The 16,380-nt window shown below is 38.3% G+C and carries 10 protein-coding genes; all 10 read right to left on the bottom strand.

Going from position 1 to position 16,380, the window contains the following annotated elements; genetic code table 11:
- Window positions 1-69: 69 nt before the first annotated feature.
- The 10 genes from ACTIEI_RS00265 to ACTIEI_RS00310 all read right to left on the bottom strand — a co-directional run bounded on the left by ACTIEI_RS00265 (window position 70) and on the right by ACTIEI_RS00310 (window position 16,352).
- Complete coding sequence (locus ACTIEI_RS00265) at window positions 70-2,196, bottom strand: glycoside hydrolase family 2 protein (protein WP_439504268.1); 2,127 nt, start codon at window positions 2,194-2,196, stop codon at window positions 70-72.
- 39 nt (window positions 2,197-2,235) lie between these two features.
- Window positions 2,236-4,710 carry a family 20 glycosylhydrolase gene (locus ACTIEI_RS00270; RefSeq protein ID WP_439504269.1) on the bottom strand — a complete coding sequence of 825 codons (2,475 nt, stop codon included), beginning with the start codon at window positions 4,708-4,710 and terminating at the stop codon, window positions 2,236-2,238.
- Between the two features lie 6 nt (window positions 4,711-4,716).
- A complete protein-coding gene (locus ACTIEI_RS00275) occupies window positions 4,717-7,032 on the bottom strand; it encodes a glycoside hydrolase family 20 protein (protein WP_439504270.1) in 2,316 nt (771 codons plus the stop codon).
- A gap of 11 nt (window positions 7,033-7,043) precedes the next feature.
- The gene (locus ACTIEI_RS00280) at window positions 7,044-8,618 is read right to left on the bottom strand and encodes a sialate O-acetylesterase (protein WP_439504271.1); all 1,575 of its coding nucleotides are present in this window, start codon (window positions 8,616-8,618) and stop codon (window positions 7,044-7,046) included.
- On the bottom strand, window positions 8,615-9,796 hold the full coding sequence (locus ACTIEI_RS00285; protein WP_439504272.1) for an AGE family epimerase/isomerase: 1,182 nt from the start codon (window positions 9,794-9,796) through the stop codon (window positions 8,615-8,617). Before ACTIEI_RS00285 ends, ACTIEI_RS00280 begins: the two co-directional genes overlap by 4 nt.
- 8 nt (window positions 9,797-9,804) lie before the next feature.
- A complete protein-coding gene (locus ACTIEI_RS00290) occupies window positions 9,805-11,367 on the bottom strand; it encodes an exo-alpha-sialidase (protein WP_439504273.1) in 1,563 nt (520 codons plus the stop codon).
- Window positions 11,368-11,376: 9 nt separating this feature from the next.
- A complete protein-coding gene (locus ACTIEI_RS00295; protein WP_439504274.1) occupies window positions 11,377-12,630 on the bottom strand; it encodes an MFS transporter in 1,254 nt (417 codons plus the stop codon).
- Window positions 12,627-13,793, bottom strand: coding sequence for a Kelch repeat-containing protein (locus ACTIEI_RS00300; RefSeq protein WP_439504275.1), 1,167 nt, complete (start codon window positions 13,791-13,793; stop codon window positions 12,627-12,629). Before ACTIEI_RS00300 ends, ACTIEI_RS00295 begins: the two co-directional genes overlap by 4 nt.
- Entirely contained in the window at window positions 13,793-14,737 is a 945-nt protein-coding gene (locus tag ACTIEI_RS00305; protein ID WP_439504276.1) for a dihydrodipicolinate synthase family protein, read from the bottom strand. Before ACTIEI_RS00305 ends, ACTIEI_RS00300 begins: the two co-directional genes overlap by 1 nt.
- A 91-nt stretch (window positions 14,738-14,828) precedes the next feature.
- Window positions 14,829-16,352, bottom strand: a complete 1,524-nt coding sequence (locus ACTIEI_RS00310) for a RagB/SusD family nutrient uptake outer membrane protein (protein WP_439504277.1) — start codon at window positions 16,350-16,352, stop codon at window positions 14,829-14,831.
- Window positions 16,353-16,380: the final 28 nt, after the last annotated feature.

The raw sequence follows: 16,380 nt of genomic DNA on the forward strand, positions 1-16,380 counted from the left end.
CGACATCAATTATTTTTCATGTCGAAATTTTGGCGTTTTTTCGACATCAATCTTTTTTAATGTCGAACCTCACTCCACAAACCCCTTCTGCGTAGCAATATATCCTAAGGGCCGAACAATCGTAATAAAGTACTCGCCTTTAATGGCATCAACTTTTAGGTCATGACGCTGACCTGGTTTTAATGCGGGAATCTCATATGCCTTTGTTTGCAAATAATTATCGGTCTTGCTTGAAATGTATAGCGCATATCCTTTCACAGTATGCTGCGGCAAGCCCATACTACCGTAAAGCGTAATGTTCAACTTCCCCTTGCCCCAACCAGACACATGTTGTATTTCGATAGGGGTGGATTGTTCTCGCAACACTTTCATAGAGGGTTTTGGCTTCCCATACATATCGTACACACCATGTATTCTTCTACGGAATTTTCCAATATCAGTGGTGCCTGGATAATGCGTTCTATAATCAGTTAAATCAAAATAGATTGCTCCTTCTACATAAGGCTTACTCTCATAAATGGCCATATGATAAATTAAGTCTTCAACTCTACGCTCATCACCACCTTTAAAATTGGGTTCACACAATCCAAACTCTGAAATAAAAAATGGTTTGGTTGGATAACTCATATGTACACTATCTAAATACAAATGAATCTTTCCTGTTGGAATACTCCACCAACTTCCTCCATACTCATTCATCATTAAATAATCTCCTTCTGCGGCAGCATCAGGAACAAAATTTGGATGGGTAATATATCCATGCGTTAGGGTATTACTAACATACGCGGTATGACGACTAGGATCTAGCTCTCGTGAACGTTTCATTAATGCACTAATAAAAGGTTTCATGTCTGCATCTCTAGCACGTAATTCATTGCCAGCACCCCAAGAAAATATACTTGGATGATTATACATATTCGAAACCATTCGCTCTAATTGAGAAAATGCAATTTGCTGAACTGCTTCACTGGCAGGTGTTTCAGGCCCCCATAATGGAACTTCTTGTTGTACTAATATTCCATTGCGATCGCAAAAATCATAAAACAAATCATCTTGTTGAAAATGTTGTCTCGTAAAAATCGCGTTCACGTCTTTCATCAATTTGCAATTGGCCAAGATCACTGAATCTGTTTCAGCGAATCCATAATCAGGGTTTGATCCTGCTGTCCATTCTACACCCATTAATTTTATGCGTTCTCCATTTAAATGCGTTTGTCCGTTAATGAACTCCAATCTTCTAAAACCAACAGTGGTTTCTATTTCATCCACTTGAACGACACCATTCATTGCTGCTACGCGCACTTGATATAAATTCGGAAAATCAATATGCCATGGTTTTACCTTCGGGATTGAAACTGTTGCGTAAGCATTCACTCCGTCCCATTCAGGCGTTACTAATTGAGTAGTCATTTCATTTTTTGCAAGTTCATGCACCGTTAAATTTGGCTGATGGTGTAATCGCTTATACTGATCTAATTCAGGAGTAATTTGAATATTCAGTTTCAATTTAGTTTTTACCCCTGCATATTTTTTCTCAAGAATTGCTTTATTAAATGGCAATCGAATTTTTACTGTTGCCGAAGAGTCTTTATGTAAACTAGGTGTTACAAATATTTCCTGCGGCGCAACTAAATTTGTAACAATCATTTTTACTTTACGAATGATGCCCCCATCATTGGGCCAATCAAAGGAGTTACCAAAAGGAACTTTATTTTTTCCATAATCGTTATTAACCGCAACAGTTAATATATTATCTGAGCCAATCTTTAATTTACCCGTTAGGTCTAATTTAAACTTACTAAATCCATCTCCAATATTCTCCGCTACTTTTATGCCATTCAAATAAATATGCGCCGTATGATTGATAGCGCCAAATTCAATGATGGTTTGTTTATTTTTATAGGTCGCTGGTATAGCTATACGCTTTTGGTACCAAGCCCATCCATAATGGGTTTGATTACTATCTTCAATATTCCAGGTATGGGGAATCGCAACAGTTCTGGCATTAGGTAGTGCGCTCAAATACCACTCACGCTTAAATCCCTCCGATTGTTTATCGGTTACAAATTGCCACTGATTATTCAAATGAATTGTATCGCGATGTGTAAAGGACGATAAGTTTCCGCGTTGCGCAAACAAAGACAATTGACTACAACATATAAAAACAAAAAAGAAACTTAATTTAATGCGAAACATTTTTAAAATTTTAGGATAAACAAAAAGAATCAGCCAGTGCTAACGAACTACTGGCACAAAAGTGAACATATATTTAGCAGGATTCTGCCAATCTTTTCCGCTGAGTTTTCCGATAGGAATTTTGATGCGCACATCATTCCATCCTTTTTTCAAAGGAATCATAGTAGGTTCACGGTATTCGTACCCTTCATCTACTAATGGAATTTCAGCATTCCCTTTTTGACCTGCCCGCTTCCATTCTGGAGGTGGAATAATAGTACCGTTAACCATAACGGTTGCATGGTGCTCATTCCATGCAAATGCATGCGGTGAATCAGTTGCAGGAGAACGAGATATATTATTAAAGCCAATCCAAAATGGCTTGGTTGCATTTTCCTCACTCCAAATTTGGGTCGTTGCATACCAAATTTGATTGGGTTTGATTGAATCAATTGCACCTTTAATCAAGGGCGCCCACCAATGACGCAGCACTACTGTACCCCCAGTTACGGTTTTCACCAATTTGTCTTTTGCATCATAGAGCTTCCACTTAATGGATGACTGTGCTTGATAAGGAAATGAATATTTAATTCCTCTTGCATCTGATGAATTAAAATGTTGTTGCTGATGATTCAATAAGCGCGACTCAAATTCAGCAAATGCTTTTTCATCTCCATCGCTGATATTTGCAATCCATCCTGGTTGACCACCTCCTCTCCAACTTCTTTCTGCAAATGCCATCATAGCTGGATAAACCGGATTCATTTTCAATACATCTTCTTGTGTTGCAATGGCTCTATCATGCCAAGTGCAAATGATGGCGCCTAATGCATTATCGTCTCCACTGTTTCTGTTTGCCAACTGTCTATTAAAAATAGTAGTAACTGCTTCCAAAGGATCCATATGATTCAAATACAAATGCCTTGAATCAATATACTGAACTTGCTTATCGTTAGTGATTTTTCCTAAGTCGTCCATCCATAATTGACGAATAGTACTATCTAAAAAGTTGCCACCTGGTTGCCATCCAATTACTTTCTTTCCAAAGCTTTGTATATACTTGGTTACTTCAGGAATAAAATTAGGATTGGTAATTTTTACTTCGTCTGCACCAATATGAATATAGGGCACATCGTAAGTTGTGCAAAATTCTTTGAGTATATTTTTTACATACACAATCCCAGAATCACTTTGCATATCTACTTTCATGGCTCGTTTAAATGCTGCACTATGACCGGGCATATCTATTTCTGGCACAAATAAAATATTGCGTGCTTTGCAATAAGCAATCAACTCTTTAATTTCTGCTTCGGTATAATACATGCCTTTATTGCGGAGCATATGTTCTGGCGCTGTTAATTGCGGATACTGCTTAATTGCAATACGCCAAGCAATGTCTTCGGTTGCATGAAAATGAAATACATTCAATTTATACTTCGCCATGATATCAATTTGCTGTTTAAGCAAATCCATCGACAAATAATTTCTTCCTACATCAATCATATAGCCTCTCCAAGCAAATGCAGGCGCATCCTTGATTTCAACTGCATCTATGGTTTGACCATTACGTGCTAATTGTTGCAAGGTTTGCATCGCATTGAATACGCCGTGCTGTGTTGCTGCTTTGATGATGATTTGAGTAGGGCTTACGCTCAGCTCGTAGGCTTCAGTAATACCATCAACTAATTCTATAGTCACTTGCTCCTTCAAGGTTTTACCAGCATGCAACTGAAAATATCCCTCTTTCCAATTCACTTCCTTGGGCATTGGAATCAGCGCAGGCTTCTCGGTTAATCCAAATACTTTTGGATAAATTAAATGACGCCAATGTTGATAACCCGCTCCAATTAAATGCAATCCATCATTGGTATATTTTGCATCTAGTAACCCCTGCGCATCTACAAACTTCGAATGCAAATCAATGTATTCGAATCGGTGTTTTGCTGACGCATCTTTCAATAATTGATTCGCACGTATAACTTGAGTTCCCTTACTCACTTGACCCGGGAACTTTCCAAAGCTAGCATTCACTGGTAAAATGCTTTCAATGAAAACTTTTGTACTAGGGCTCTCTTGTTGTATATAATCGTTGACCAATAAAATATTTTTCACTACCGAATCAGGAGATACGCCCCTACCTAAATCATTAATACCGATCATTAAAAAAACTTTGGCCGGCTTTCGATCAGTCACTTCTTTTAACCGATGTAAAATCCCTGGAGTCATATCACCACTTATGCCTCTATTCTTTATTCGAATATCATTGAACAACTCGTACCATTCACTGCCGTCATTTATACTATTCCCTAAAAAAACAATGTCTCGCTTAGAATAGGGCAAAGTACCCATATCGTTCTGCATTGATCCTGCCAGATTCGGCATTGATTTAAATAAACTGTATCGCTGGTGGTAATAAGTATTAAATATTGAATCAGGATAAGTAGGTAAAACAATTTGTGCATTACCCAACATTGAAATACCCAACAAGGATATACAAAAGAGTAGGACCAGTTTGTATAAAAAATTATTTTTCATAGCATTTTATTCAACAATGAATTCATCTGCAAAAATCCAAGCTGGTTTTCCTTCTCCTGAATGACCCTTCGGTAGTTGATCTAATACTTTAGCGGTAACTTTTACATAGCGCGCTTTCATTGAAGTAAAAGAAGTAGTAAAGTTTTTTATCTGCGCGGCTTTATCGCTTGTAGATACTGTATTCGCAACCGTCTTAATTTCAGTAAAATGAACCCCATCTAATGACACTTCAAACTTTACCCACTCGGGCATCATGATCCAATCATTATAATTTTGTAAACATCCTAGTGACAACAACTGAATATTTTTTTCTTCTTCTAAATCAATTACTGCAATTAAATCTTTTGCGGATATTCCATGCCAAAATTGATTAATTGCAGTAGTACCCTTAATACCATCCGTTAATGAGTTGGGGCCATCTGCCATATAATACCTGCTAATCGGATTTGTATAATTCACTTTTTTACCAATCGCTTTATGCAAGGCAAACTGTTGTTCTGCGGGAATTACACTCTTTACTTCATTATTTACTACCGTTGATGCTTTAATAGTTAAGGAGGAATTAATTGCTACAGGACCTTCATAGAGATGACTTTGTATAGAAGGCTTTTCCCCATTGGTGGTATAATACACTTGCCCCTTGTATGCTTCTGTTGAAAGGGTTGCATAAAGCTTCCCCTCTTTTAAAATAGGCTTGATGTCTACTTTAAAATTTCCCTTACTATAATTCAATCCTTTTTGATCAAATCCTTTGAAGTGCTGCTGAAGCCTTTCATTAAACCCATTCCAATCTTTTGCACTCGAAGGACTCCACAATACTTCAGACAAAGCCAACATACGAGGCAATACCATATACTCCACTTGTTTTGGCGTGGTTACATATTCTGTCCAAAGATTCGCTTGCGCCCCCAACACATGTTTCGCTTCTTGTGTAGTCAATTCTTTTGGCAATGGCTCATAATAATATACTTTCTTGAGCGTATTAAATCCACCAATCGCCACAGGTTCAGATGCAGGATCTCCTTGATAATGGTCAAAATAAACTGGATTACCTGGCGTCATTACCACATCATGGTTCATTTTTGCAGCAGCAATCCCACCGGCTTCTCCACGCCAGCTCATCACCGTTGCGCCTGGTGCTAAACCCCCTTCGAGTATTTCATCCCAACCAATAATTTTTCTTTTTTTACTACTCACGAATTGTTCAATTCGTTTGATAAAATAACTCTGTAATTCATCCTCATCTTTTAATTTTTCACTCCGAATTCTAAGCTGACATTTTGCGCATTTTTTCCAAGAACTTTTATCCACTTCATCTCCGCCAATATGAATATACTGAGAGGGAAATAAATCTATGACTTCAGTTAACACATTTTCTAAAAAATGAAAAACCGAATCATTTCCTGCACAGTAATTAGAAGCCATATTGGTGTAATTACCTCCAGTTAATGGCAATTGCTTTTGCTGCGTACAACTTAAAAATGGATAAGACGCAATGGCTGAAGCTACATGCCCTGGCATTTCTATTTCTGGAACAATGGTTATATTTCTCGCCGACGCATAAGCAATAATCTCTTTGATTTGTGCTTGGGTATAATACCCTCCATAAGTTGGCGCTTCCCCCTCCTTGGCCTGTGGCCTTGATCCCCAAACAGTATTGGTATGATCAACACGCCATGCACCTGTATTGGTAAGGGCAGGATATTTTTTAATTTGTATGCGCCATCCTTGATCGTCTACTAAATGCCAATGAAATGTGTTGAACTTATAGGCGGCTAATAAATCTAAGTACTGCTTAATTAGATTGGGTCCAAAGAAATGCCTACTCACATCTAAATGCATACCACGCCATTTGAATCGAGGAAAATCGGTTACTTCCATGCAGGGCACTGAAAGTGCTGCATTGGTTTGAACAGCAGGGAGCGTTTGTAGTAATGTTTGTATCCCATAAATAATTCCTGCTTGTGTGTTGGCTTTTATTTGAATCCCTTTACTGGAAACATTTAAATGATATCCTTCTAATCCTATAGATGAATCTTTAATTAATAAAAGGGCGATTGTTTGTTTTGCGTTTTTATCAACAGAATTTTCCGAATGAATTGGCAGGTTCAAGCCGGAAATCTCTTTAATCGCATTGCGGAAAAAGGTAGCTGCTGATTGCAACGATTTCGAATGCAATGAAATATCAATATTGGTTTGATCATTGATTACAAACGCTCCATCCCGCTGGACTAAAATTACCGGAGCGGGCACTATACTGAGTTGCTGATTCTGCGCAAATAAGCATGTAGGAAAAAAGAATAGTAGTAAAAAATATTTCACGTTAGTTTATTTTAATGAACTTTTATTTTGAAAGTGGAAGCAGGCAATTGTTCACTATTCACCAAATTACCGTCACTAAATGGCTTCCACCCATAATATACAAAATCAGGTTTTGATTTCGCTGCAATATGAATCTTATTTTGTTGAATGATTGCTGCCACCTCCTTTATTCCATCAAGTGAAAAACCACGCAAAGCTTCACCATCAGCGGTTTTTAATCCGCCTGCAACATAATTCAACTGAATAATTATTTGCCCTTTCACGTATTGAGCGCTCAAAGGCAATGGCCCTGAAGGCACCACTGCTACCCCATAATTTTTGTTCAATGCCCATCTGGCCAAACGCTCGCCCACTAATTTTTTATTCGTGGGATGCACATTATCTTTTGAACCAATATCGCTAGAAACCGCCATACCACTGTATGCTATTTGATCTACTATTTTCCTTTGCTCATTTCGAAACTGCGGCCATAATTGACCTTTATATTTTAGAGTATCTATCGAACTCAACTGAACAAAATAAAATGGCAAATTGGGTTGCTTAAAACCCTTCCGATAATCATCCACCATCAACTTTGTTAGTGCTGCATATTCATTTACCCTTTCTATTTCTTGCGCATTACTCTCGCCCTGATAGTTAATGATTCCTTTAATGCCCATTTTAAATAAGGGCGCAATGCCTGCTGCATAAGCATGCCCTGGCTTAAAGGGATGGTTAGTTCCTGAACGCAAATTTTGATTGCCTCTCTCTTTTACCCAAGTAGGAATTGAAGGATTGGTTAACCAAGGTTCAATTGTTTTTTCAGCAAACTGTGCAGATGACTTCAAGGCTTCAACACCAATAAATGTTTCTAAGGGAGCCCCTCCCATTGAAAAATGAATTAATCCGATGGGCACTTTCGTAGCTGATACAATTTGTTTTCCGAAATAATAAGCCACTGCACTCATTGCACTAAAACTATTGCTATCACTCACTTGCCAACTGGCAGGTGCATAAAATTTTTCTGGAGACATATTCTGCAAAACCGAATCAGAAAAATACTGATTGAATATATTTTTGCCTGCGTAACTCGGATTATAGAACCGCAATGATGGCTGATCAGCAGTTGCTTTTGCTTCGCGATAATGCATTTCGCTTTTCATTGGCCACTCCATATTGCTTTGGCCAATGCATATCCAAATATCACCCAACAGCACATTGCTGATGAGTATATTTTTTTTACCTGAAATGATTTTCAAATCGCGGGGCCCCGAACTCGCAGATTGTGCATGCAGATAAACACTCCAGGTGCTATCGCGCTTCACACGGGCCACCGCGGAAATAGCCTGATTCGCCGAAGATGCCCGCGCAACAACTGCAGAAGCCTGCAGAGCCAAAGTTACCCGCACCGATGCACCCGGCAATCCCCTTCCCCATATATGGATGGGCTGGTCTCGTTGCAACACCATATCATTAGTGAAAATTTTATCAACACGCAGAAAGTCAGCGGCGGGAGAAGCAGCAACATGAGCAGTCTGCGCTACCAAACCCTGCGCCATAGCTAAAACCATACATAAGATCATCCCAACACGCATCAGCGTTCTCATGACAAATACGATTTGAGTATTTGCATACAATACCATTCTTGTCTAGGTAAATGAAATGGACATTTATATAAATTTCCTTTAGCAGTTTGTGCAATCGTTCCATCACGGTGTAAATATCCAAACCATTCCCCATATTCTGGATCTAAGAAATGTTTATATGAATAATCGTGCACCATCTTATGCCAGCTTGCATATTTCTCCTTACCAGTCATTAAGTAAGCCAATAATGTAGCAATAATTACTTCATTGTGTGGCCACCAAAATTTCATGTCTTGCCAATACTCTTGTACTGGTTTATTATACACATCTCTAAAATATAAAATTCCTCCATATTCCTTATCCCATCCGCGTTCCCACATATAATCTAACATTCTACATCCTAAATCAATTAATTGGGGATCATTATTGCGATACTTTGCTTCGTGTAAAATAAACCAAGCCCCTTCCATGGCGTGCCCAGGATTTAATGTGCGTCCATCTATATGATCAATGATAGAACCATCTGGTGCCACTTGTTCCATCACACATTGTATATCGTCTTTAACAAAAGAAGTTTCTATCTCATGTATCCATTTAGTGATCCATTCGTCGCATGGAGCATAACCAATTGTTTCACGCAACTGCTGTGCGGTATTCATCATAATCATAGGAACACCAATTCCTTTGCTGGGTCTGGTGTTGGTATATTTTGGTTGCAATAACCCAGGAGTAGTGGCATATTGAATACATAAATCAAATACACGTCTTGCATTAGCTGCGGCTGTTTCATCCCCAGAAGCTTTTGCATAAGCAGCGGCTGCAATCACATAAAAGGTTTCTGAAAAAAAATACCTTCTTTTACGAATCGGCTTACCATCTCTTGTTACATGAAAAAACATTTGTCCATCGGTATCAAAACAATGTTGATTTAGAAAATCATATCCCAGCTTAGCTCCCTCCAACCATTCTGGTTTTTGTTCTACCGTATTGTATAAAGTAGACAACATCCATGTAGCTCGTCCTTGAATCCAAACCGCTTTATCATCATCTATTAATGAACCATCTGCATCTCGCATTAATAAAAATCCACCGTGCTCCTGATCATAGGATCGTGGAAACCAAAATGGAATGGTACTATTTAATAATTGATTGCTATAAAAGGACTCTAGTGATGCTAACTCTTTTTCTGAATAAATCATTTCAATAATTATTTAATAATAGATGCCACAGGTACTTTCACAAAAAATAAATCCTTAGTGCCTTCGTATAAAATGCCAATGGTTTCCGAATCAATTTGTGTTAAGGAAGAGTAACCATAGCAGTTGCGTTCGTCAATTAATAATTGATTAGCTGGCAACCAAGTCTGTCCCAAATCTAAACTGGCTTTAATAGTGATATCGTATCTACCACTGGTAGTATTAGGATTACTAAAGAACAATACTTCTTTTAATACTCCTTTTACTTTTACAGTGGCTTTAATAAGACTTCCCATACATACGGGATCTTGTAATGCATTATATGAAGTAGCATGCTCTGTCCAACTGGCCCCCATATTAGTTGTAGTTGCTACACTTCTATAAGATCCTCGATTATCACGCATATTCAACATCAGCGTTCCGGGTGTGGTTTCTACTACTTGACTTTCTGTTGTATTAGATTTAGGACCATTCAAGTTTCCTTTCCAGCTTGCTCCATGATCGGCACTATATATAATGGTAGAATAAGGCATTTTATTTTCGTTCCAATATTGTGCAGCAAATACAAGCTTACCATCTTTCATAGCAATGCCTGATCCTGGTCCATTAAAAAATAAATGCCATTTAGGATTTTTAATTTGAGGTGTAATAGTATAAGGCGCAGACCAGGTAATTCCATCATCATCACTGCTTACTAATACAAACTGTCCGGTGGTATCTGGGGAAATGCCAGGCAAGGACCCTGCAATAGATCGATTACCCTTACTCCATAATGCTGCTACCCATATTTTTTTGGTAATGGGATCAAATAGTATAGCGGGATCACCCACACCGTTGTTATCATGTGGCGCTCCCATATCCATAATGATTTTCATTGGCTCCCAAGTTTTTCCGCTGTCGGTAGATCTGCTCAACCCCACGTCTATATTGCCTGGCAAGTCTGCACTATTTTTATAGCGGATATCATATACAGATAATAATGTGCCTTTATTGGTTGCAACAATGCCTGGTATACGATAGGTATTTACATTGTCATCCCCTGCTTTTCTCACAGCGGTTCCCTTAAGTTTTGCGTAACTACCCGCTGGTTGAGTTATCGTTAATTTTTTTCCGTTCGCTTGTACCAAATCGGTTGCCCTTAATTCTACCATACCATTAATGACTGCTTCATTTTTTAGGGTAACACTTATCCAAATAAAATGAAGCCCGGGTGCCAACTTTAATGTGAGGGGAATACTAAAATTGACACTTGAAGGCTTACTGGTGGCAAGGGGGCTATTGGTTGAAAAAGGTTCTGCACTGGTTTGATACAATGCAATTTGGTCTATATCATTGATTGCACTGGCATTGATACTGAAATTGATACCATTAAATGATTGTGGCGTATTATCTGCAGGAATAAATATATTCACTCGCAAAATTGCATTGGTTGCTAATCCTTTTAAAACAGGAATATCAGGCGTATAAGCAGATGCTTTTATTTCTCCTACTACAGGTGTGGTTTGTTTTTTGGCACAGCCTACTACTGGTATAAACAGTAGCAACAACAAAGAATAAAAAATATTTTTTTTCATATAAGAATATTATGCATCTATAAAATCATTGTGCTTTGGACGCAACACGGTTAATTGCAAAGCAAGCGCAACAACAACCACAATGGCCATCATTGCAAAGTCTTTACCAAGGCTGCCCCCATCGGAGCTCTTTCCTAATAAATTCGTAATAAATGCTCCTGCAAATACCCCAATCATATTCATGAGTCCATAAGCAGTTGCTCTATGTTTAGAAGAGATGAATTGACAAAGTATGGGCATATTGTTTGCATCGAACATACCGTATCCAAATCCAAAAAAGAATACAGCTCCTACTAAATAAATTAATGAGTTCCCCAATCCAATAAACAATAAGGCAGGGATGGTCATGGCCAATCCGATGGCACTAGTATAAACTCTACCACGAATATTTTTTTGTACCCATTTATCGGAAAGTATGCCACCAAAAATTACGCCTAGAAATGAGGATGCAGCAATAGTAATGGTAGACAACGGCCCTGCTTTAGACATGTCGATGCCTAAGTTCTCAGAAAATAAAGTAGGCAACCAATTTTTTACTCCCCATCCAGGCAAGCTGGGAACAGCAAAATAAAATAGGATGACCCAGAAGGAAATATTGGTGAATAAAATGGTCAAACTTTTGATAATAGAATCCTTAACAGATAGATTCACTTTTACCGCTACAACCATATCGGTAGCAAATCCCTCCTTTATAGGCTTCTCGCGCAAAAAAATGATCAACACTACCGAGTATACAATCCCAATCAACCCAAAACTAATAAATGCATTTTGCCAAGAAAATTCAGCTGCAATGGTTGCACCAAATCCTCCCAACGCCTGTCCCATATACAGTCCTGTCATATGTATACCTACGGCCAATGAGCGAGTTTTTGCAGTATGATAATCTGCAATCAAGGATAAGCCTGCTGGAATATACAAGGCTTCACTAATTCCCATACCAGCACGCAACCAATACAATTGATCGAAGGTTTTAGCAAAGCCCATGGCAAATGTGATGGCACTCCAAACAAATAAACTACCAACGATTAACCATTTGCGATTTATCCGATCTGCAATCATACCAGAAACTGGGCTCATCAATCCGTAGATCCATAAAAAAATAGCCATCAAATATCCAAAGTTGGTTGCCGACTGCAATTCAGCAATATCCAATTGCATAGAAGGTTTCATGGTACTCAGCATCTGCCGATCCATATAGTTAAGTAAGGCTACTATCCAAAGCAGCGCTACCACTATCCACGGATATTTTTTATTTTGAATCATTGTTGATTGGAATGAATCGTAGCTTTTAAAATATGTGGAGACCTTACTCCTGCTTTAATTTCACCCGATGGAATATAAATGGCATCATTCCATTTCACTGCGGTGGTGGTAACGGGTGTATCAAAAGGAATGGCGGCAATTACTTGCCACTGATTGGTACTAGCTCGATACAACAATACTTCTTTACTAAATCCTGGATGGGATTCTTGTAACTGATTTTTTTGGTTGATCAAAGCTTGCTTTTTATCCGAATTTGTTTCTGTAGCGATAGCAGCTAATAAAGTTTCTACCTGCGTAAATACCGTTCCTTTATCTCCACCAAATACGATTATTTGATCTTGATTGTACCATACGCCTGTGCCTGCACTTAATGCATATGGCAAAGACGCTTTTTCTTTCCATTTATTCGCGCGTATATCAAACGAGTAAACATTATTGTATAAAGTACTAATTCCATTGGTGTTTTTCTTTCTTCCACCTATTAAGTACAATATAGGTTTGCTTGTATCTGCTATTCCAATCAAAACAGAATGTGATACTGCATGTGGAATTGCAGGAAGCACTTTCCATCCTGCCATCAAATTGGATAAATCAAGCATGAAAAAATGACTTGTTGCATCACTAGCTGTTTCGCCACCTGCTACATAAACTTTCTTGTTGATTACAATTGCAGCTGCATTGGTTAATGCAAATGGTATTGGGGGATATGCTTTGCAGCTCATCTGCATCTTGCTTTGGTTCCATTGCAATAACCAAACTTTGTTACTGATTCCATTTTCATTTTCTCCACCTATATATAATACTCCTTCAGCAGTATTACATACAGCAGCATAGGCAATATTTTCAGGCAACTCAAACGATTGACTAACCAACTTCAATGTTGGATTGCTAGAAGCATACACGTATACAGAACGGTGATAGCTTTTTTTACCTCCTTGCCATGGCATGGATGCTGGAAAATTAGCCCCTCCCGCTACCAATAGATGATTCTGATGTACCCCTGTCACGGCGCCTGCAAAGCCGCTAGACACTTGCTTATTCGCATCTGGAGGCAAAGTTGCTGCAGAGGTGAATTGTAGCTTCCAAGTTGCTGGATACTGTGCGTTAATTGTATCAGCTAACAACATAAAAAAGATACATATGGTACAAAAATATTGTTTCATTAATGGGCATTTGCAGCTATGGGTATTTTTGAGCAATACTGTTCAAATCCTAATAAAGACACTTCTCTTTTAAACTGTTCAAATTGTGCCGCATCCATATTTTTTACCGGCAATCTAAAGCTACCACAATCTAATCCTATTAATTTCATATAGGCTTTCCCAGTAGCGATGCCACCATACTTACCCAATAGTCTAATCATATCAATAGACTGTTGCTGCAATTGTTGTGCACTTTGCAAATCGCCATTATTAAAGGCTTCCATGAGATTATGGTACAATGGTGCTGCATAATTATACGTACTTCCTATGGAAGCTTTTGTTCCGAGGGCTAATGCGGGTAACATATTTTCGTCTCTACCCCATACCATATCATACTTTCCATTTTGATAATGCAAACATGATAAAAAGTCCATGAAATCTTCATGGGTATATTTAATGCCTGCAAAATTGGGAATCAATCCATCTACTGCTTTTAATAAATCATACATCGCAAAACCCACTCCAGTTAATACAGGAATATGGTAATAATAAAATGGCATATTAGGAACCGCTGCTGCAATTTCTTTACAACAGGCAGCCAGCATTTCAACATTGGCTGGTTTAAAATAAGATGGGGCTGTAAACGAAACGGCATCTAATCCGATTGATTGAGCATGCAATGCCAAATCTTTTGCATCTGCTATACAGGTGCCTCCTAGTAAAGGCATCACGGCAAAATCAGGATCATTTTTTGCGCAAGCAGCCCATGCTTCGGCTACTGCTTTTTTTTCTTCTTTGGTTAATGAAACACCCTCTCCGGTTGAACCACATATAAACGCCCCTTTTACCCCATTGGCTTTTAATTGGGCATAATAAGATGGAATTAATCCAAGGTTAATTGTACCATCTGGATGCATCGGCGTAAAAGGCGCTGCTATTAAGCCCTGTAAATGTGCATGTTCCATTCTAAAAAATTAATTGAAATAAATACAAGGGGTATTTTACAACCCCTTGTTAACCAAAACTACCATTTATGCTTGCTTAATAAAACTCTTTTTAATATCCAGCTGTTTGCTTCAATAAAGGATCTCCGTTCAACATTGCCAGTGATAGTGGCAATAAGAATTTAGCCGTACTGCTTGGGTTTAAAAAAGCAGGATTGATGTTTGCATACACATAAGAATCGCCCGCTCTACGCAAAGACCACCAACGCTTTCCTTCTCCAATAAATTCTCTTTGATCTTCTTCTAAAATGGCATTCATATTAGCGGTTTGGCTACCACTTACATAAGGAGTAAAACCTGCACCGTATGCTCTCAGTCTAATTGCATTAATTTCTGCTGAAATATCTTCACCCAACTTCGCTTTTGCTTCTGCTAATAATAATAATACATCTGCATAGCGATAAATTGGATAATCGTTATTATATACTTGAGATGTTCCAGCAACCGTACCTAAATACTTTGTCAACATCACGCCTCTTATGGCAAATGGTGAAGCATTAGAATACATAACTCTAAATGAGTTAGTAATTCTTTGATCAGCAGGACCTGAAATAAATTTATTTAGAATGGCAGGATTAATTCCTACTCTATTGGCCCCATTCACAAAAGGATAAACAGAAGCTACAGTGGGTGTTGCAGCTTGCGAAAAGGATAATGTATTTGCCTGAATAGAGTTAACAGAGAAACTTCCAAAGAAAGTTAACTGTGCTTGTTGCAACTCATAGTTAACTGCAAAAATCATTTCTGCATTATTCACTTTTCTGGTGGGATCAAATATGTCGCGATAATTGGCTTGTAAATTTAATGTAGCACCCTGCAAATTTCTTACTTCTTGTAATGCTGCTTTTGCTGTAGTTAAATCAGCTGCACCGCCCCCCATATGGGTTCCAGACCAAATAAATACATCTCCTTTTAAAACTAATGTTGCCAACTTACTCCATACCACCCGCTTATCGGTTGAAACAGGAGTGGCAGATCCAAATAGCTCTAAAGACTTAGCTATATCTGCTTTTACTTGAAGCATAATAGAGTCTGCGCCTGTTCTTGGCTTATAGGTTTCTGCTGTGTTGGTTAATGTTTCTACTGGTTCAGTATTCAATGGAACTGCTCCCCATGTTCTAAGCATAGTATAATATACGTACGCTCTTAATCCATGCACTTCTGCTAAGATTCTTGTTTTTTCTGCTTGAGGTAATGGAGTTTGCGGAATAATTTTAATGACATTATTAAAATTGTACATCAAGTTATACAAGCCACCCCAGTTGCTGAATGGCACGTTTAAAGCACTGATATTATGTCTATACAAATTTTGTAGACCACCATCTACACTCTCTGTAAATACCCCATCTGCCCAAGTATCTCCTCTCATTTCACCCAACTGAAAGAAAGTACTAGCATAAGAGCGGAACAATCCGTAAGTACCATAATACAAGGTTCTAGCAGCGTTGGGATCTTTTAATGCCTGATCTTTACTAATGCTGCTTTGCGGCACTACTTCGTCTAATTTTTTGGTACAAGCTGCTGCTACTAGCATGATCAGTAGTGCAGCCGTTGTAAATATTTTATTGTGTTTCATTCGTTTCATTTTTAAGTTGAACAATCCA

This window comes from Sediminibacterium sp. (assembly GCF_051860225.1).
GTDB lineage: Bacteria > Bacteroidota > Bacteroidia > Chitinophagales > Chitinophagaceae > Sediminibacterium.

What these genes read in the sequence shown, in the direction of transcription:
- ACTIEI_RS00290 (WP_439504273.1), bottom strand. Translation starts at nt 11,367, where the DNA reads ATGAAAAAAAATATTTTTTATTCTTTGTTGTTGCTACTGTTTATACCA.
- ACTIEI_RS00295 (WP_439504274.1), bottom strand. Translation starts at nt 12,630, where the DNA reads ATGATTCAAAATAAAAAATATCCGTGGATAGTGGTAGCGCTGCTTTGG.
- ACTIEI_RS00285 (WP_439504272.1), bottom strand. Translation starts at nt 9,796, where the DNA reads ATGATTTATTCAGAAAAAGAGTTAGCATCACTAGAGTCCTTTTATAGC.
- ACTIEI_RS00305 (WP_439504276.1), bottom strand. Translation starts at nt 14,737, where the DNA reads ATGGAACATGCACATTTACAGGGCTTAATAGCAGCGCCTTTTACGCCG.
- ACTIEI_RS00270 (WP_439504269.1), bottom strand. Translation starts at nt 4,710, where the DNA reads ATGAAAAATAATTTTTTATACAAACTGGTCCTACTCTTTTGTATATCC.
- ACTIEI_RS00300 (WP_439504275.1), bottom strand. Translation starts at nt 13,793, where the DNA reads ATGAAACAATATTTTTGTACCATATGTATCTTTTTTATGTTGTTAGCT.
- ACTIEI_RS00310 (WP_439504277.1), bottom strand. Translation starts at nt 16,352, where the DNA reads ATGAAACACAATAAAATATTTACAACGGCTGCACTACTGATCATGCTA.
- ACTIEI_RS00280 (WP_439504271.1), bottom strand. Translation starts at nt 8,618, where the DNA reads ATGAGAACGCTGATGCGTGTTGGGATGATCTTATGTATGGTTTTAGCT.
- ACTIEI_RS00265 (WP_439504268.1), bottom strand. Translation starts at nt 2,196, where the DNA reads ATGTTTCGCATTAAATTAAGTTTCTTTTTTGTTTTTATATGTTGTAGT.